At 60.7% G+C, this 12,904-nt stretch carries 15 protein-coding genes and 1 riboswitch; of the genes, 8 read left to right on the top strand and 7 right to left on the bottom strand.

Annotated features, from left to right (window positions below):
• Positions 1 to 45: 45 nt before the first annotated feature.
• From LF599_RS13270 to LF599_RS13255, 4 genes are all read right to left on the bottom strand, one after another.
• Positions 46 to 1,122, bottom strand: coding sequence for an FmdE family protein (locus tag LF599_RS13270; RefSeq protein ID WP_279521129.1), 1,077 nt, complete (start codon positions 1,120 to 1,122; stop codon positions 46 to 48).
• A gap of 225 nt (positions 1,123 to 1,347) precedes the next feature.
• Positions 1,348 to 1,563, bottom strand: a complete 216-nt coding sequence (locus tag LF599_RS13265) for a hypothetical protein (protein WP_279521128.1) — start codon at positions 1,561 to 1,563, stop codon at positions 1,348 to 1,350.
• 18 nt (positions 1,564 to 1,581) lie between these two features.
• Positions 1,582 to 3,645 carry a ribonucleoside triphosphate reductase gene (locus tag LF599_RS13260; protein ID WP_279521127.1) on the bottom strand — a complete coding sequence of 688 codons (2,064 nt, stop codon included), beginning with the start codon at positions 3,643 to 3,645 and terminating at the stop codon, positions 1,582 to 1,584.
• Positions 3,646 to 3,812: 167 nt separating this feature from the next.
• Positions 3,813 to 3,990, bottom strand: a riboswitch (cobalamin riboswitch).
• 63 nt (positions 3,991 to 4,053) lie between these two features.
• Positions 4,054 to 4,929 carry a methylenetetrahydrofolate reductase gene (locus LF599_RS13255; RefSeq protein ID WP_279521126.1) on the bottom strand — a complete coding sequence of 292 codons (876 nt, stop codon included), beginning with the start codon at positions 4,927 to 4,929 and terminating at the stop codon, positions 4,054 to 4,056.
• 348 nt (positions 4,930 to 5,277) lie between these two features.
• On the opposite strand from LF599_RS13255, the gene LF599_RS13250 reads away from it, so the two are divergent.
• Complete coding sequence (locus LF599_RS13250; RefSeq protein WP_279521125.1) at positions 5,278 to 5,715, top strand: Fur family transcriptional regulator; 438 nt, start codon at positions 5,278 to 5,280, stop codon at positions 5,713 to 5,715.
• Between the two features lie 63 nt (positions 5,716 to 5,778).
• Here LF599_RS13250 and LF599_RS13245 read toward each other — a convergent pair whose 3' ends face one another.
• Together LF599_RS13245 and LF599_RS13240 are read right to left on the bottom strand one after the other, a co-directional pair.
• Positions 5,779 to 5,937: a hypothetical protein gene (locus LF599_RS13245; protein WP_269942007.1), complete on the bottom strand. Its 159-nt coding sequence runs from the start codon at positions 5,935 to 5,937 to the stop codon at positions 5,779 to 5,781.
• Positions 5,938 to 5,939: 2 nt separating this feature from the next.
• Entirely contained in the window at positions 5,940 to 6,413 is a 474-nt protein-coding gene (locus tag LF599_RS13240) for a Fur family transcriptional regulator (protein ID WP_279521124.1), read from the bottom strand.
• A gap of 214 nt (positions 6,414 to 6,627) precedes the next feature.
• Between LF599_RS13240 and LF599_RS13235 the strand changes: the two genes are divergently transcribed.
• The 7 genes from LF599_RS13235 to LF599_RS13205 all read left to right on the top strand — a co-directional run bounded on the left by LF599_RS13235 (position 6,628) and on the right by LF599_RS13205 (position 11,865).
• Positions 6,628 to 6,852 (top strand): FeoA family protein, encoded by a 225-nt coding sequence (locus LF599_RS13235; RefSeq protein ID WP_279521123.1) that lies wholly within the window; start codon positions 6,628 to 6,630, stop codon positions 6,850 to 6,852.
• Positions 6,853 to 6,891: 39 nt separating this feature from the next.
• The gene (locus LF599_RS13230; RefSeq protein WP_269942011.1) at positions 6,892 to 7,113 is read left to right on the top strand and encodes a FeoA family protein; all 222 of its coding nucleotides are present in this window, start codon (positions 6,892 to 6,894) and stop codon (positions 7,111 to 7,113) included.
• Positions 7,113 to 9,617 (top strand): ferrous iron transport protein B, encoded by a 2,505-nt coding sequence (feoB, locus tag LF599_RS13225; RefSeq protein ID WP_279521122.1) that lies wholly within the window; start codon positions 7,113 to 7,115, stop codon positions 9,615 to 9,617. The genes LF599_RS13230 and feoB overlap by 1 nt, the downstream gene beginning before the upstream one ends.
• Positions 9,618 to 9,630: 13 nt before the next feature.
• Positions 9,631 to 9,948 (top strand): hypothetical protein, encoded by a 318-nt coding sequence (locus tag LF599_RS13220; protein ID WP_269942013.1) that lies wholly within the window; start codon positions 9,631 to 9,633, stop codon positions 9,946 to 9,948.
• A gap of 94 nt (positions 9,949 to 10,042) precedes the next feature.
• The gene (locus LF599_RS13215) at positions 10,043 to 10,870 is read left to right on the top strand and encodes a DUF4198 domain-containing protein (RefSeq protein WP_279521121.1); all 828 of its coding nucleotides are present in this window, start codon (positions 10,043 to 10,045) and stop codon (positions 10,868 to 10,870) included.
• A gap of 171 nt (positions 10,871 to 11,041) precedes the next feature.
• Positions 11,042 to 11,221 carry a FeoB-associated Cys-rich membrane protein gene (locus LF599_RS13210; protein ID WP_269942014.1) on the top strand — a complete coding sequence of 60 codons (180 nt, stop codon included), beginning with the start codon at positions 11,042 to 11,044 and terminating at the stop codon, positions 11,219 to 11,221.
• Positions 11,222 to 11,424: 203 nt separating this feature from the next.
• Positions 11,425 to 11,865 (top strand): flavodoxin, encoded by a 441-nt coding sequence (locus LF599_RS13205; protein ID WP_279521120.1) that lies wholly within the window; start codon positions 11,425 to 11,427, stop codon positions 11,863 to 11,865.
• A 175-nt stretch (positions 11,866 to 12,040) separates the two neighbouring features.
• On the opposite strand, the gene LF599_RS13200 is transcribed toward LF599_RS13205, so the two are convergent.
• Positions 12,041 to 12,886, bottom strand: coding sequence for a DUF169 domain-containing protein (locus LF599_RS13200; protein ID WP_279521119.1), 846 nt, complete (start codon positions 12,884 to 12,886; stop codon positions 12,041 to 12,043).
• Positions 12,887 to 12,904 lie beyond the last annotated feature (18 nt).

Below are 12,904 nucleotides of genomic sequence, written 5' to 3'. Positions count from 1 at the left end.
GGGCGGCCGCCGAGGTCCGGTGAGGCGGCGCAGGGGTGCGAGGGGTTATTTCGTCAAGGCTGCCGCGTAGGGATCGGCCCCGGCGGAGGCCACCTTGGCGGCCAGGGCGGAGGGACCGTCAAAGCGGCCGAGGTCCTTGATGCAAATCAATTTGTCGTTCATGTCCATCTGGGCGAGCTTCCAGGACATTTTGACGCGGGAGATGTAGAAGAGCGGGTTGCTCTTGCCGCCGGAAGGGGAGCGGTCCGCGCTTGTCACGCCGGTAAAGGACTCGGATTTGGCCCAGTCGAAACCGAGAAACACGCCGTCGCAGACGTCTTTCTGTTTGTTCACACGCATGGCGATGAGCACCGGAGCCGCGCCGCCGTCGGCCAATTTCGCGGCCTTGTCGGGCACGAGCATGGAGTATGCGCCGTGCTTGCCCATGGTCGCTCCAAAGGCGGATTGCAGGGCGTCCATGGCGCAGATCGGTGGGGCGCCGACAAACACGTAGGCGTCGCCGGGGCCGAGCGGCAGGTTTCGGTCGAGATACGCCTTGGCGATGAATCCGGCGTTCAGGCCGGGACAGAAATGGTCGTGCAGTTCCGCGCCCTTGAGCATGGGCCACGGCGCGTCCTCGGCCCACGCCAGGGAGATGGAGGCGACCGAGAACAGCCGGTTGCCGATGAGGCCTTTGCCCGCTTCGGTCCATCCTTCGGGTTGGAACAGGGATTCCGGGGCCAGGTTGAGCCGCTGGCTCTCGAATCCGTCACGGTCCAGCTTGACGAAGACGGCCGCCATGTTGTCCTTGCGGAAAACCGAGAACCAGAGCGGCTCGGCGCATGAGGTGTTTACCAGGAGCAGGGTCCGGGTCCCGGGCGTCCGGCCGGTCGCCATCGCGATCACATCCAGGAACGGTTCGGTGGAGGCTCCGTCCGCCTGGCCGTATCCCGCATTGGTCAGCACCATGAATCCCGGCGTGCCGGGTGTGACGGCAAGGGTTTGCATGGCGTTTTTGAGGGCCGTGTCCGCCGCTTCCATGCGCGGGGTCCATGCCGTGCCGAAATCGGCGGCCATGGCTGGGGAGGATGTCAGCAGAAGTAGAATGAGCGATGTCGTGAAGAATAGATAGATTTTTTTCATACCTCTAACAACCATACTTTTAAAAGGTTAGTATGCGGCACGTGTATAACTTTTTAAAAAACGTAGCAAGCACAAATCGCAAACAGACAAGGTGGACGCGTCTTGGGCGAGGGATTGGAAGAGGCGAGGGAAAAGGAAAAGGCCCGGAAGGATATCCTTCCGGGCCTTGTTTTCGTGCGGTGAAGAGGCGGTGGCCTGTGGTGGAGGGGCTGGCGGCCCCGCGCGCTATCGGGACGCGATGTCGCTGATGGTCTGGAGCGCCTTGCCCCGGTCCTGGGCCAGCTTCTTCCACTTTTTCTTTTCCTTCTTGAGGGCTTCGATGGTGTGCAGGAGGTCCTGCACGGTTCGGGCGGGGTAGCCGTGCGCGGCACGGTTGCCCAACCGCAATTGCTCGTCGTTGTGCTGCCTGATGGAGGCGAGCTGGTTCGCGTCGAGTATCATCGATGGCCCGTAAGACCCTTAAGCGGGCTGGCAGAAGGTTTGCTGGGAGTATTCGATGCGGTCCTTGTACTCTTCCTGCTTGCCCTTGTTCCAGCGGCCCACGGGACGGTAGTAGCCTACCACGCGGGTGTAGACCTCGGTTTCCTTGTCGCAGGTCGGGCAGTGGAAATGCTCGCCGTAAAGGTAGCCGTGGTCTTCGCAGACGGAGAAGGTCGGCGTGACCGAGATGTATGGAATCTTGGTCTTGCTCATGGCCTTGAGCAGGAAGTTCTTCACGCTTTCCTCGTTCGGGGCAGCTTCGCCCAGGAAGGTGTGGAAGACCGTGCCGCCGTTGTACAGGGTCTGCAACTCGTTCTGGTGCTCCAGGGCGAAGAAGACGTCGGAGCTGATGCCCACGGGCAGCAGGGTGGAGTTGGTGTAGTACGGGGTCTCGTCGCCGGAGGTGTAGATGTCGGCGTAGAGGTCGCGGTCGATCTTGGCCAGGCGGTAGCAGGTGCCCTCGCCGGGAGTGGCTTCCAGATTGTAGAGGTTGCCGGTCTCTTCCTGGAATTCGACCACCAGTCCGCGCAGAAGCTGGAGCGTCCGCTGCATGAGCTGGGAACCGGACCGGGTGTCCAACCCCTTGCCGAGCAGGTTCATGCACGCTTCATGGCCGCCGATGAGCCCGATGGTCGAGAAGTGGCCCTTGAAGCCGTTCTTGAGATAGCGGCGGGAGAACGGGAACATGCCCGCGTCCAGGTTCTTCTGGACCACCTTGCGCTTGAACTCCAGGGACTCCGAGGCCAGCCGGGCGTACTCGGTGACAAGGTCCATGAAGTCTTCCTCGTTGTGGGCCAGGTAGGCCAGCTTGGGCAGGTTCAGGGTGACCACGCCCACGGAGCCGGTCAGATCGCCCGCGCCGAAGAGCCCGCCGGTCTTCTTGCGGATTTCGCGCAGGTCCATCTGCAGTCGGCAGCACATGGAACGCACGTCCTCGGGGTTGAGGTCCGAGTTGATGAAGTTCTGGAAGTAGGGCGCGCCGTACTTGGCGGTCATCTTGAGCAGCAGTTCGCCTTCCTTGGAGTCCCAGGGGAAATCCTTGGTCACGTTGTACGTGGGGATGGGGAAGGAGAAGATGCGGCCGTCCGCGTCGCCTTCGAGCATGACCTCCAGGAACGCCCGGTTAATCATGGCCATTTCCTCGGCGTATTCGCCGTAGGTGGAGTCCTGCAGCTTGCCGCCGATGATGACCGCTTCCTTGGCGATGTGCGAGGGCGGCACGAAGTCGAAGGTGAAGTTGGTGAACGGCGACTGCCCGCCCCAGCGGGAGGTGGCGTTGAGGTTGTGGAGCATCTTCTGGATCTGCTGCTTGACGTCGTGGTAGCTCAGGCCGTCGTTGCGGATGAACGGGGCCAGGTAGGTGTCCACGTTGTTGAACGCCTGTGCGCCGGCCCATTCGTTTTGGAGCGTGCCGAGGAAGTTGACCATCTGGCCGCAGGCCGCGTCGAAGTGCTTGGCCGGGGTGGACGAGCATCGGTCGCGCAGGTTGAATCCTTCGAGCAGCAGGTCGCGCAGGGACCAGCCGGAGCAGTATCCGGCCAGGCCGAAGGAGAGGTCATGGATATGGAAGTAGCCGTGGGTATGCGCCAGGCGCACTTCTTCGGGGTACTTCTCAAGCATGTAGCGGGCCTGGACGGAACCGGCCATGTGCAGAATCAGTCCCTGGAAGGAGTGGGTCATGTTGGAATTTTCATTGACCCGCCAGTCGAGGTTCTCCAGGTAGCTGTCGGTCACTCCGGCGATGTCCAGGAACGCTTCGTTCTGGGAGCGCAGTTCGCGTCTTTTTTCGCGGTAGATGATATACCGCTCGGCCACCTTGTAGAGGCGGGCCTCCATGAGGACTTCCTGAACCATGTCCTGAACCTGTTCCTGTTCAGGCATGTCCACGTCCTTGAGTTTCTTTTCCACTTTTCCGGCCAGTCTGTCGGCAAGCAGCGGGTCCTTGATGCCGCTTCCCTGAAGGGCCTTGAAAATGGCACCGCCGATCCGTTTTGTGGACCAGGTCTCGATGCATCCGTCTCGTTTGAGGATTTTGCTGGGCATGTATGTCTCTTGCAGGCGACGCGGAAAAACGCGCGGCACGGCTGCGCTGCGGTAAAAACCGCCTGCATTGGCCGCCGATGAACGGTCTCGCGGCAGCACCGCTGGACCCGGCGACGGTTGTCGGGTGTAAACTTTCTTGTCCGCATACGGTTTCCGCGAACCGCAACCGGCAGGAAACGCTTCAGGCAGGTCTTCTGGCTCTCCCCGCCCGGCCCGCCTTCCCGCCTCTCGGCAGTGGCTCGTTGGACCGGACCTTCTTACGGGGATCACAGCGGCGGGACCGCTCCGGTTTTTCACCGGATTCCCTGTTATGGCGCAATGGCCACCTGAAGGACATCTGAAGGCTCGGAGACTAGCCGAAGCCCCGGCGAAGCGCAAGAGCGGATTCGCCGGGGCTTTGTCCCAGAATCAGCCGCAGAGCTCAGGAAGATCGGTCAGGATGTCCAGGCAGACGTCGGCATTGTTGAGTGAATACAGATGGATGCCCGGTGCGCCGAGTTCCAGTAATTCCCTGATTTGGCGCCGGGCGATTTCGATTCCCTTACGGCGCACGGCCGCATCGCCCCCGCTCTCGTTGGCCTCCTGCAATTCGAGGTAGAGCTTGAGCGGAATGTTCGCTCCGCACAGGGCGAGGATGCGGTTGAGGGACTGCATGTTCAGGACCGGGAGCACGCCCGGGACGATGGGATTGCGGATGCCTCTGGTCTCCAGCCTGCGGACCAGGTCGCGGTACCGGCGCACGTCGAAGAATAATTGGGTCACGGCAAAGTCCGAGCCTGCGTTGAATTTGTGGCAGGTCCACCGGAGATCGTCGTCGATGGACGGGGATTCGGGGTGGGCGTCGGGGTAGCAGGCCGTGGCCACGCCGATTTCCGGCCATCCCTCCTTGACGAATTCGACCAGGTCCGAGGCGTGGCGGAACTCCTTCCAGACGTCGTCTCCGCCGTTGCCGGGCATGTCGCCGCGCAGGGCCAGGACATTGTTGATGCCCGCGTCCCTCAGGCGGTCGAGGTAGTCGGCGATGCCCTTTTTTTCGGCTCCGACGCAGGTAAGGTGAGCCATGGTCTCAAGGCCGAAACGGCGGTGCACGTCCGCGGCGATTTCCAGCGTGTTGTCCTGGAATGTGCCTCCGGCCCCGTAGGTGACGGAGACGAACAGGGGATCAAGCCCGGCCAGCCTGTCCACCTGGCTGAAGAAGCGGGGCCATTGCTCCCGTTCCTTGGGAGGAAAGAATTCAAGGGAGAGAAATCGGTCCGTGTTCCGTATGCGGTCGATGATCTTCATTGCGTATCCTTGTTCCATGGGGGAGGCGCGGCTCCGGCCCGTTTGGGGTTTGGTGTACTCTGCGTATTCCGGCAGCTCCTGCGCGGCGGGATTTTGTCGTTTGTGGTTGCCTCAATATCAATATATCAAGATTCATTGATATACAAAGGCGTGCAGCTTGGCAAGCCCCTGTTTGCATTTTGATTCCGATTGGGAGAGGGGCAGAGGGATAAGCTCATCGCAACGGGAAGAGCGAGCCCGCGAATGCTGTACCGGAGTGGTTGGGCCGATGGGGCGGCCGCATCTTTTTTGGTCTTGAGTGAAATTTAGGGCTTGATTTGAAAATGAAAATGAGTTTCGTTATTGTCTATGTCGATATCCGCTGAGCAGTTTTTTCTGAACTATCTTGAAGAGACGGGGTTGAACATGACCCCGCAGCGCATGTCCATCGTCCAGACATTCCTGGAAGCGGAGGGACATTTTTCCGCAGATCGCCTGTGCGAGCTTGTCCGGGAAAAGGCTCCCGAGATCGGTCAGGCCACCGTCTACCGCACGCTGAAGCTGCTCATCGAGTCCGGCCTCGCGGACACCATCGACGGCCCGGACGGGGGGGGGCTGTACGAGCGCGCCTACGGCAGGGCGCATCACGATCATCTCATGTGCCTCAAGTGCAAGCGGAAGGTCGAGATATTCGATCCGGTCATAGAGGAGCGGCAGGAGCAGATAGCCCGGGAACACGGCTTCACCCTCACCCGGCACAGGATGTATCTCTACGGCCTGTGCCCGGATTGCGCATCCGACGACTAGGCCAGTCCGGCCCGGATGAAGAAAGGCCCCGGAGCGAGATGTCTCCGGGGCCTTTCTTTCGGTTTATTCCTTTCGCCGTTCCCTATCCTTCTCCGTATCCACCGGGACCGTCCCGGAATTTTCCCCGTCGTCCCCCTCGTAGTTGGGGAACATGGAGCGCAGGCCGCGTTGCAGAAAATTCTTTGCACCGTACTTGCTGTTGATTCCTCGTCTGTACGTCATTTCTAAAACCTCCGTTTGTCGTTCTTCGATTCCGGCGAGGCCGGTCGGCCCATGCGTTCGGCGCAGTCCGGGCACAGGCCGTAGAGGGTGTTCTGGTAGCGGAAGAGCGTGAAGCCCTGTTGCCGCGCAGTCTCCTGTTGCAGGCATTCGAGATAGGGATTCCTGACCGGGACGGTCTTGCCGCACTGTTCGCAGATCATCCGGCAGGATTGATCCCCCATGGGTTCGTAACAGGTGCCGCCGTCACTGCGGTGGATGCATCGGGCAATGCCCGCGTTGTGAAGGTGCTTGACTGTCCGGTACACGGTCGACCGGCTGATGGTTTTGTCCAGTTCCTGCACTCCCCTGAGCAATCCTTCGGGGTTCAACTGTCCAACGTCACTCATGAAATATTTGAAAATCAACAGCCTCTGCCGGGTCAGCTTGAGGTTGTTGAGGGACAGGTATTTTTTGAACGACTTGAGTGCTTCCTGCATTTTTCCCGGTTCGCTATCCCCCTGTGGAAGGGGTGTCTGTTGTGCAATTGACTTTCAGTCTCAATTGACCCGCCTAAAGAGCCATTTAACTGCCGGTTGTTGAGACAGTGTTTCAACACATTGTTTTTGTTGACCATGATCCCCTCAAGGCATATCACTGATACCGAAATTCATTATCAATTGCAACCATTGGTTGCAGAAAAAAGGTGGAGAAATGGCAGCAGGCAGAAGGCTCAAGTCTTTGGCGGAAGGGGAAAACGGCTTGATCGTCGCCGTGGACGCCGGTGTCAGGGCGAGGACCAGGCTGGAGTCGCTGGGGATCATACCCGGCGTGGAGGTCGACGTGCTCAGTAACGGGTTCGGCCCCATGCTCGTAAGCGTGGGGGAAAGCCGCGTCATGGTGGAACGGGGCATCGCCGAGAAGGTGGTCGTCGCCTGAGGGCGCGCCGCCGCAACCATCGATAACGGAGGGGAAATCATGACATTGAATGAACTTACGCCCGGGACGGCCTGTTCCATGGCCGACCTGACCGCCGACGGCCCGCTCGGGCAGCGGCTGATGGATCTCGGTTTTTATCCCGGAGCGCGGATAGAGATCGTGCGCAACGCGCCCCTGGTGGACCCCGTGGAGCTCAGGCTCGACGGCTACCATGTCTCCATCCGGCACAGCGAGGCCAAGCACATCGAGGTGGAGCTGTAATGGGATCACGGAATTTGTTGGTCGCCCTGGCGGGGCAGCCGAACTGCGGTAAGTCGACGGTCTTCAACCTGCTCACCGGGGCGCGGCAGCACGTCGCCAACTATCCCGGCGTGACCGTTGAAAAGAAGACCGGCGCCTATGCCGACGAAGGCCGCCGCGTGGAGTTGGTCGACCTTCCCGGCACTTACAGCCTGACGTCGTACTCCCTGGAGGAGCGCGTGGCCCGCGATTTTCTGCTCGGGGACAATCCCGACGTGGTTATCGACGTGGCCGATGCCTCGAATCTCAAGCGGAACCTGTATCTTCTGGTTCAGTTGTTGGAGATGGAGGCTCCCGTCATCCTCAACCTGAATATGATGGACGTGGCCGAACGGCGGGGGCAGACGATCGACATCGCCGGGTTGCGGGAAATTCTCGGTGTTCCGGTGGTTCCTACCAAGGCCAAGAAGGGCGAGGGCCGGGAGGCATTGCGAGAGGCGATCCGGTCCCTGGCCGACGCGCCGTCGCGCGAACACACTTTTCGCCTCGATTACGGCCCCATGGAGCGGTATATCGCCGAGTTGGAAGAGAAGTTGCGCGAAGACCCCGTTCTCAGCATACGGTATCCGGTCCGCTGGTTTGCCATCAAGCTGTTGGAGAATGACGAGGGGGCGGCGGAACTGCTCGCCGCTTCGCATCCCGAAGCCGACCTGGTCATGACGCTGGCCGAGTCCTGCCGGGAGCGGTTCCGGGAGGAAGCGGGCAACGCCGCGGAACGGCACATCGCCTTTACCCGGCACGGCCTGTGCGCCCGCATGGCCGGTCGGACCGTAACCATCCCAACCGATAACAGGCGGTCCCTGTCCGACCTCGCCGACAGGTATGTCTGCAACCGATTTCTCGGGCCGGTAATTTTGGTGGCCATTCTCATGGTTCTCTATCAGGTGGCCATCGTGTTCGGGAACTGGCTGGCGCTCCAGGTCTGGCCCTTGTGGGGCGCTTTGGAAAATTTTGCGGCGGACGTCCTGCCTGCGGCGGGGTTCATCGATGATCCGCTTTTGCGCGCGCTGGGGCTGTGGGTGGTCAAATCCACCACGGCCATCCTCAATTATCTGCCGATCTTCCTGTTGCTGTTCGCCCTTATCGCCGTTTTGGAGGACAGCGGGTACATGCCGCGTATGGCCTTCATCCTCGACCGGCTGTTCCGCCGCTTCGGGCTGCATGGCCAGTCCACGCTGCCTATGATTCTCGGCGGCGTGTACGTGGGCGGCTGCGCCATCCCCGGAGTCATGGCCACCAAGGCCATCCCGGACGAGCGGGCGCGCCTGGCAACGATTATGATCGTGCCCATGATGAACTGCCTGGCCAAGGTGCCCTTGTACCTTATCCTCATCGGCGCGTATTTCGCGGATACCGGCGGGTTCGCCATGTTCTTCATCGCCACGGTGACGCTGTTCATGGCCCTGCCCGTGGCCAAGCTGCTGACTTTGACCGTGCTCAGGAAGCAGCCGAGCGCGCCGTTCATCATGGAGATGCCCCCGTACCATCTGCCCACCGTCACCGGCGTGATGCGCCGGGCCTTCGAGCGCGTCTGGCTCTTCCTCAAGAAGATCGTCACCGTGGTCGCGGCAGTGGCCGTGGTGGTCTTCGTGCTCATCAATTATCCGGGCCTGACCGAGAATCGCCGGGCGCATTATCAGGCGATGCAGGACAAGTCCCTGGACGCCTTCATGTCGGCGGTGGACAAGACCGGGTACCAGGGGCGGATCAGCCGTGACGACGTGTTATCCATCATTCTCTTCAATGAATCCCTCAAGCGCGCCAAGCAGGGCGTCACGGACCAGGCCGAGTCCAACGTCATCAACGCCCGTTTCGAGGCCGACAATCCGGTTTACTACGCCGTGGTCAAACGCGTGGGCAAGGACGGAAAGGCCCTGAACCGGGCGCTCAAGAAGGTCGATCGGGTACGCAAGAAAGTGCGCCGCGAGGCCCGGGCCGAGCGGTTCGAAACCAGCTTCCTCGGCATCATGGGCAGGGCGCTTGAACCCGTCACCCAGTGGGCCGGATTCAACTGGCGCATCAATATCGCCCTGCTTTCCGCCTTCGCGGCCAAGGAAAATTCCGCGGCCACCCTCGGCTCCATCTACGGCATCGACGGCGGCCAGTCCGTGCAGGAGTCCATGAAGGCGGGCGAGGCCGGATTCACGGCCCTGCACGCCCTGGCCCTGATGCTCTTCATGGCCTTGTATCCACCCTGCGTGCCGACCTCGATCATGGTCCGTCACCAGTCGAACTCGACCAAGTGGATGCTTTTCTCCATAGCCTACCAGACCTTGCTTGGCCTGTTCGTGGCCAGCCTGGTCTTTACCGGCGGGAAGATTCTGGGGTTGAGCGGGTTCCAGACCATGTGGGCCTTCTATGGCCTGTGCGTGGCCGCAACCCTGGTCATGGCCCTGATCCCCACGCCGGAAGAAACGGAAGTGGCCCCTCTCATCAACGCATCGTGCAAGGAACATTGCTCTTAAGGAGGAGTATATAATGAAAAAACTAATGATCGTATTGACCTTGGCCGCCATGACGGCATTCGCCGGACAGGCCTTCGCGCACAGCCCGCTTATGAGCTGCTTTGACAACGGAGACGGAACCATCACTTGCGAGGGCGGATTCTCCGACGGCTCGTCCGCTTCCGGCGTGAGCATCCACGTCACCGACGGCGACGGCAAAAGCGTGCTGGAGACGAAAATGAACGAGGATAGCGAGTGCACTTTCGACAAGCCCGAGGCCGCGTACTCGGTGATGTTCGACGCCGGGGAGGGCCATCAGGTCAAGATCGACGGCGCGGACATCGTAGAATAGGGAAATCGGGCGCAGGTCGGCGTCGGGCCGGTCCGCGCCTTTTAAAAAACGCAACATCGATAATAAGAGTCAATTTCAAAGTGAGGAGCATTTGATGAAAAAACGTTTCCTTCCCCTGCTGGCAGCCCTGAGCGTGCTGATGATTTCCGGCACCGCCCTGGCCCATTTCATGGTCGTGTACACCCCCGAGATAGCTCTCGACGCCGGACAGGATGTGGACATGCGCATCGTCTTCACCCACCCGGCCGAGGCCGGACACACCATGGACATGGGCGGCGTGGAGGAATTCTACGTCATGAAGCAGCGCGGTGATGCGGCCGCAAAGAAGGTTGACCTCATGCAGTACGTCAAGGAGATCGACTGGAAGAATCCCGAGTCCGCCAACAAGGCCTTTTCCGCGCTCATTCCCAAAAAGGAAATGCGTTCCATGGGCGACTACGTCTTCATCATGAAGCCGGGCTACTACATGGAGGAAGAAGAGGGTGTCTACATGCAGCAGATCACCAAGCTGATCCTCAACGTGGGCGGCATTCCCGGCAATTGGGCCGAGCCCGTGGGCCTGCCCTGCGAGATCGTCCCCCTTATCAAGCCCTATGCGGTGTGGACCGGCAACGTCTTCAAGGCGCAGGTCCTGTCCGACGGGAAGCCCGTGGCCAACGCGGAAGTGGAAGTCGAGTACATGAGCCACATGCCCGACCTGAAGGCCAATGCCATGCCCGCTGAATCCTCCGTGAAATATCCGCACGACAGCTTCGTCACCCAGACCATCTTCACGGATGCCAACGGCTACATCACCTTCGGCATTCCCAAGGCGGGCTGGTGGGGCTTTGCCGCCCTGGGCGTCGGCCCGGACAAGGAATACAAGGGCAAGGAGCTCAGCCAGGACGCCGTGATCTGGGTCAAGGCCGAGGATATGAAATAGGTCCCGCTCTCACTTGATCCCGGATGAGTCCTTCCACGGGCGCGGCGGCGGAGTCCGCCGCCGCGCCCCAAGTGACCGAAAGCCGGGTCGCGCCGGTTTGCGTCGAATTTGGGGGACGCGACCCGATGAAGTAGCATCCCCGCGCGTTTCGAAATCGATCTGGAGGAAATCATGGATACCGTCATTGCCGTCGTCATCATAGCCGCCGCCGTTCTTTTCGTTCTCGTCAAGGTGCGCAAGCAAATCAAGGCCAAGGGCGGGTGCGGCTGCGGCTGCCCCGGTGACTGCGCGGCCAAGAGGGACGCCGGTTCCTCCTGCGGGAATGATGCCCGGCGTTCCCTCGACCAATAGGTGGAAAAAGATGAGAGCGTTCAATCTCCGGTCATTCTTCCCGGCCCTGTTCATTTCCGTTTCGGTTGGTTTGCCGTATATCAAGGTACACCTGTCAACGCGCATGATTCATTTCCTTTCCGCGAACTGTATGCGGGCCTTTGCCGAGGCCGCAACGCGGTGCGCCCGCTTTTCGGCAACCTCAACACAGTAAGGAAATCATCATGAGCAAGGTTCTGATCGTTTACGGCTCCACCACCGGCAACACCGAGAGCGTCTCCGACGCCATCGCGAAATTCTTTGAAAATAACGGGTTGAACGTGGAAATTCGGAATGCGGCCGATGTGGCGGTGGAGAATATGGCCGATGGGTTCGACGCCGTTCTCCTCGGTTCCTCGACCTGGGGGGACGACGAAATCGAGCTTCAGGACGATTTCGTTCAGGTCTACGACAACCTCGACAAGGCCGGACTGGGCGGCAGAAAGGTCGCGGTGTTCGGCTGCGGTGACTCTTCCTATGAGCATTTTTGCGGTGCGGTCGACGCCCTTGAGGAAAGGGCCGGGGAACTCGGCGCCGACATTATCGGCGATACTCTGAAAATCGATGGCGATCCCGATTTGAACGAAGCCGCGGCCTGGGCCGAAACCATCCTGGCGAAGCTGTAGGCTCGGGCCAGGCCCGACGGTCCCGGCTTTCACCTTCCTCGCCGGGGCCGTCCTTTCCTCCCTCGGGAACCGCCAGAATGAAGCGTCCGCGCGCTTGGTTCCAAGGGCTCGGCGCAAAAAAAGAAGGGGCCGGGACGATCCGTCCCGGCCCCTTCATGTTGTCTACGGGGTTGGGCTACTCGGTTTCGCCCCAGGTCTTTGCGCTTCGCTCCACCTTTTTGCGGACCTGCCGCCAGGCTCCGTCCACGGAGAACATGGACTCGGGCAGGGCGGCCAGCATCTTCTCGTACAGTTCCAGGGAAACCGTAAAGGTCATCTCGTCGGTCTTCATGAATTTTCTGGCCGACGGGTCCAGGCCGCCGAGGACGGCTTTTTCCTGGCCCCGCTCCTTGTAGTAGAGAGGCCAGCCGACCATGCTGGTGCAGCCCGCCCCGAAGGGGGAGACCACGCATTCCATGTCGCCCGTGGTGAAGACCGTGTGGGTGAAGAGGCCGGTAAGGACCTCGGGCCGGGCGAAGAAGATGACGAATTCCGGCTTGTCGTCCTCGGTGAATTGCGACAGCGGCTTGAACACGCAGTATTTGGCCGGAGCCTCGCGCGGGTCCACCCTGAGCATGAACTCCCGCATGGCGTCGGGGTTGGGCATGTACCGCTCGCCGTGTACGGGAGAGCCCTCGTAGCCGGTGGACACGTAATGCTCGATGAACCTGAGGTGAGGTTTCATCATCGAACAGTAGTACGCGCCGCCCATGCAGCCGTATTCCTCCGGGGAGATGAATGCCGCCCCGTGTTTCTTCCTGGCCAGCCAGATATTGCCCATGACGCAGGAAAAGGTCTTCAAGACCGCCTGGAAGTCCAGTTCGCGGCGGTCCTCCAGTTCGCGCGATATGGGCGCGCCCGTTTTTGGACCGAAGGCGTTTTCCGGTTTGGCGTCGGTGTAGTGGATTCCGAACGGTTCTTCGTTCAGGCCGAGGTGGTCCAGGAAGGCGGCGGTGCCGTCGAGTACTGATTGCAGAGACATGGTCGATCCTCCTTTGCG

Source organism: Pseudodesulfovibrio thermohalotolerans (assembly GCF_021353295.2).
Lineage (GTDB): Bacteria > Desulfobacterota > Desulfovibrionia > Desulfovibrionales > Desulfovibrionaceae > Pseudodesulfovibrio > Pseudodesulfovibrio thermohalotolerans.
The sequence above is the reverse complement of the archived record's forward strand: the minus strand, read 5'-3'. Positions and strand labels throughout refer to the sequence as shown.

Excerpts from the sequence above, each read along its gene's own strand:
- LF599_RS13240 (WP_279521124.1), bottom strand. The coding sequence starts at position 6,413 with ATGCAGGAAGCACTCAAGTCGTTCAAAAAATACCTGTCCCTCAACAAC.
- LF599_RS13230 (WP_269942011.1), top strand. The coding sequence starts at position 6,892 with ATGACATTGAATGAACTTACGCCCGGGACGGCCTGTTCCATGGCCGAC.
- LF599_RS13205 (WP_279521120.1), top strand. The coding sequence starts at position 11,425 with ATGAGCAAGGTTCTGATCGTTTACGGCTCCACCACCGGCAACACCGAG.
- LF599_RS13210 (WP_269942014.1), top strand. The coding sequence starts at position 11,042 with ATGGATACCGTCATTGCCGTCGTCATCATAGCCGCCGCCGTTCTTTTC.
- LF599_RS13245 (WP_269942007.1), bottom strand. The coding sequence starts at position 5,937 with ATGACGTACAGACGAGGAATCAACAGCAAGTACGGTGCAAAGAATTTT.
- LF599_RS13260 (WP_279521127.1), bottom strand. The coding sequence starts at position 3,645 with ATGCCCAGCAAAATCCTCAAACGAGACGGATGCATCGAGACCTGGTCC.
- LF599_RS13270 (WP_279521129.1), bottom strand. The coding sequence starts at position 1,122 with ATGAAAAAAATCTATCTATTCTTCACGACATCGCTCATTCTACTTCTG.
- LF599_RS13265 (WP_279521128.1), bottom strand. The coding sequence starts at position 1,563 with ATGATACTCGACGCGAACCAGCTCGCCTCCATCAGGCAGCACAACGAC.
- LF599_RS13250 (WP_279521125.1), top strand. The coding sequence starts at position 5,278 with ATGTCGATATCCGCTGAGCAGTTTTTTCTGAACTATCTTGAAGAGACG.
- LF599_RS13235 (WP_279521123.1), top strand. The coding sequence starts at position 6,628 with ATGGCAGCAGGCAGAAGGCTCAAGTCTTTGGCGGAAGGGGAAAACGGC.
- LF599_RS13220 (WP_269942013.1), top strand. The coding sequence starts at position 9,631 with ATGAAAAAACTAATGATCGTATTGACCTTGGCCGCCATGACGGCATTC.
- LF599_RS13255 (WP_279521126.1), bottom strand. The coding sequence starts at position 4,929 with ATGAAGATCATCGACCGCATACGGAACACGGACCGATTTCTCTCCCTT.
- feoB (WP_279521122.1), top strand. The coding sequence starts at position 7,113 with ATGGGATCACGGAATTTGTTGGTCGCCCTGGCGGGGCAGCCGAACTGC.
- LF599_RS13215 (WP_279521121.1), top strand. The coding sequence starts at position 10,043 with ATGAAAAAACGTTTCCTTCCCCTGCTGGCAGCCCTGAGCGTGCTGATG.
- LF599_RS13200 (WP_279521119.1), bottom strand. The coding sequence starts at position 12,886 with ATGTCTCTGCAATCAGTACTCGACGGCACCGCCGCCTTCCTGGACCAC.